A 2,795-nucleotide genomic window follows, 5' to 3' on the forward strand; every position below is an offset into this window, starting at 1 on the left:
TAGCCATCGGATCTCCGTACTACTCGCACTCGTTTGTATTGCTTCAATTGATAGAAATGCAAGTCGCGGGTGACCCACATTTTAAAGGTTCCCGCATCAAACCCATCGCTGAAAGTGATGTATCTACGACAAGAAGAAAGCACGGTGGAGTCGAGTGGGGAATCGCTTCCCCACACTCTCCTACAAAACCGTGCTTGCAAGTTTCCCCGCACACGGGGACTCAATTGTTTGGCACTTGTTATGTGTACCTCTTTACCCTGGTTTGGGTTAGGGGATGAGTTCATAAGTGTCATCGCTCCTTATTTCCCATTCTTTTGGTTCCCACATGGCGTGTAAGATATCGTGGCAGTGTCTGTGTATAGCCATCAGATTTGTGCGCTTGTTATTTTTGCGGTTTTTGTCTAGATGGTGAATTTCCACAAGACTATCTGACGTGAAATACAGACCGCAGTGTGAACATTTTCCTTTTTGCTTTTTCAGCAACTCAGATAATGTTTTTGGGGTTTCAGGATGGCTCCTTAACCGTTGACTCCAGTAGACCCAATTTCCGTCGTAAGGACTTTGGCTGCCGTTTACCTTTATGTGTCTCGTTATTTGTGTTTCAGGGTGTTTAGCTAGCTTTAATCCATCCAAGGCTGCCAACTCATTCTTACCTGAGATTTTTCTCCAGTACTTTCGAGCGTTGCTTTCCTTTTTACATCGACGTTTTGCCCATGCCAAAAGCTGTTGAAAGGTGATGTTTTCAACTTTTTCAAATCTCTCTTTATTTACCACTGTATACAAACAATGTACCACCCCCTAATAACTGGGTTAAGTCTTGCTATTAATCCAGCTTGTGGGGCTGTATTATGCTTTTTTATGCTCGTTGCAATTTTCTTACAGTGTCCCTTCACACTTTCCTTGGAGGGGGTGATTATGGTTTTAAATCCTAGTGGTTCTTTGTTGGTGGATTTCCCAGTCTGATATTTTCCTACTGGGTATTGTCTGATATTAAACCCAAGGAAATCAAACCCAACTTTTCCTGAGTATTCAGTGAGTGTATGAGATATCCTTGTTTTACTAGGTTTGAGTTCCAAGCCAATGTCACTTAACCAATCTGCTATTATTTGTTGACACTTTTGGATGACGGCAAGGTCTTCGTGTATAATCACGAAATCGTCGGCATAGCGTATGAGGCTGAGGCTCATTTGATTTACCTTTTTCCCATACCCTGGTCTACAGGGCAAGGTAGCCGCATATTGCTTGATTCTATTTTCCATGCCATGTAACGCGATGTTGGCTAGGAGTGGGCTAACCACTCCTCCTTGAGGTGTGCCTTCCTCGGTAGGACTGTAAGCTTTTTGCTTATTGGCATAATTGCTCGAGTCAATCACCCCCGCTTTTAACCATGCTCGTATTTGGCGGCGGATCGTGGGGAATGTATTGAGTTTTGCTCGCAGTGCATCATGGTTGATTCGGTCGAAGCATTGGGCGATGTCGGCATCTAGCACGTATTTTGCTTTGTACCTAATCGCGTTAAAAATTGCTCCAATTGCATCGTGACATGACCTTCCGGGTCCCAATCCGTAGCTGTTTGGCTCGAACTTTGCCTCCCATTCTGGCTCTAAGGCAGCTTTGACTAGAGCTTGGGTTACTCTATCGTACATTGTGGGTATTCCTAATGGGCGTTTTTCCTCTCTTCCAGGCTTGGGAATCCAAACCCTTCTGGTTGGTTTTGCTTTTCGGTTTAACCTCAGTCTGTTAACAAGTTCCAACCTTTGTTTAGGGGTTAAACTCTTCACCCCATCTATTCCAGCGGTTTTCTTGCCCTGGTTATCCTGAGTTACCAGGCGCACGGCTAAGACCTTAGCCGACCAAGAATTAATCAAGGTCTTTTGAAGCTTGCGGACTGCTCGAACATCTCCACGTTGAGAGGCTTGGAATATGCGCTTTTGTAGCTTAAAAATTACTCTCTCGACTTTACGCCAAGGAATATCTTTCCATTCCACAGTCGCCAATTTTGACTCTGTCTTAGACATATTTACTACTACTTGTTCCTCTTCCCTCCAAACAATCGTGAATCTGTCAGCTTATCCTCACTGTTAGGTGAGGCTTTGGCTTCTGATTCAATCCCTCTCTCTTACATCATTTGGCTAGCTACCTACTCAGGTATCGACCTTTTACTGAGAGATGTATGAGAGTTACTTCGTTCCTAATGACCATTGGTTGAATGTTTAGAGCGATGCTATCCACCGAGGTTAAGGGAAGCGCTTATTGGTCAAGGATGGAATTGCCAATTCCCTACCTTTGCCCTTTTGGGACACGAGCGTGTATCAGCCTTATTTCACTGGTTAACATTAACGATGGTTCAGGCACATCTTCACTTACGTTACTCATGGATTCCTGCTAAGGGGGATGTCAGTTTAGGCTACTGTTTTTACCCCTACTTAACTTCCCCGCTTCATCCTGCCAGTTGCTAATTGTTCAGAATGGGGGAAGCGCTTTAACCATTGCGCCTATGGAGAGGGATTTACACCCTCATGGTCATTAAGTTGTCAAGAGTTGTATTCAACCAATACGAGAGGTTGAACTCTTGCTCCTCGTACACTTTGAAATTAGATTCTCGGTTTTTCGAGGAAACGGAACGCACCCATCCTGTGGTTTTGTATTCAACGGAACCATGTGTTTGGTGTTTTCTGAAACGTGGAAAACCCTTTTTACCTGGTTTACCCTTCTTGCAGTTGTCGTATAATCGAGCGTCTTGCAGACCAAGCCCGTTCAGCAGAAGCCTGTCTCGCTTGAGAGTTAAGTTTGTT

2 protein-coding genes and 2 pseudogenes are annotated in these 2,795 nt (G+C 44.4%); all 4 read right to left on the reverse strand.

What is annotated here, in order from left to right:
* A pseudogene (locus ACE1CM_RS44355) lies at nt 1-293 on the reverse strand (hypothetical protein); the annotation flags it as partial.
* On the reverse strand, nt 268-774 hold the full coding sequence (locus tag ACE1CM_RS44360; RefSeq protein ID WP_374885853.1) for an HNH endonuclease: 507 nt from the start codon (nt 772-774) through the stop codon (nt 268-270). The gene ACE1CM_RS44360 and the pseudogene ACE1CM_RS44355, both read right to left, overlap by 26 nt.
* Nucleotides 768-2,018 (reverse strand): reverse transcriptase domain-containing protein, encoded by a 1,251-nt coding sequence (locus ACE1CM_RS44365; RefSeq protein ID WP_374885855.1) that lies wholly within the window; start codon nt 2,016-2,018, stop codon nt 768-770. Before ACE1CM_RS44365 ends, ACE1CM_RS44360 begins: the two co-directional genes overlap by 7 nt.
* Before the next feature lie 611 nt (nt 2,019-2,629).
* Nucleotides 2,630-2,795 (reverse strand): annotated as a pseudogene (locus ACE1CM_RS44370) (RNA-guided endonuclease TnpB family protein); the annotation flags it as partial.

Origin of the sequence: Microseira sp. BLCC-F43, from assembly GCF_041929235.1 — a bacterium.
GTDB lineage: Bacteria > Cyanobacteriota > Cyanobacteriia > Cyanobacteriales > Aerosakkonemataceae > Microseira.